At 77.8% G+C, this 320-nt stretch carries 1 protein-coding gene and 1 pseudogene; one reads left to right on the top strand and one right to left on the bottom strand.

Translation table 11 applies throughout. From position 1 onward, the window contains the following. On the top strand, positions 1-199 hold a 199-nt coding region (locus JHD82_RS29265), incomplete at its 5' end, for a hypothetical protein (RefSeq protein WP_199140410.1). On the opposite strand, the pseudogene JHD82_RS29260 reads toward JHD82_RS29265, so the two are convergent. Further along, positions 196-320, bottom strand: a pseudogene (locus JHD82_RS29260) (phosphoribosylglycinamide formyltransferase); the annotation flags it as partial. The gene JHD82_RS29265 and the pseudogene JHD82_RS29260 sit on opposite strands and share 4 nt — an antisense overlap.

The following is a 320-nucleotide window of genomic DNA, read 5'->3' as shown; positions in this document are numbered from 1 at the left end:
CCCCCCCCCCCCCCCCCCCCCCCCCCCCCCCCCCCCCCCCCCCCCCCCCCCCCCCCCCCCCCCCCCCCCCCCCCCCCCCCCCCCCCCCCCCCCCCCCCCCCCCCCCCCCCCCCCCCTTTCTAATGATCCGGCGACCACCGAGATCTACACTGTTCGCATTTCGTCGGCAGCGTCAGATGTGTATAAGAGACAGCCCTAGCCCCGCATCAACTGCGCCACCGCGCGCGGGTAGATGAGGTGCTCCTGCACCAGCACGCGCGCGGCCAGCGCCTGGGCCGTGTCGCCGGGCAGCACGGGCACCACGGCCTGCTCCAGGATGG

Source organism: Delftia sp. ASV31 (genome assembly GCF_016428765.1).
GTDB lineage: Bacteria > Pseudomonadota > Gammaproteobacteria > Burkholderiales > Burkholderiaceae_C > Comamonas > Comamonas acidovorans.
This window is presented reverse-complemented; position numbering and strand designations above follow the sequence as displayed.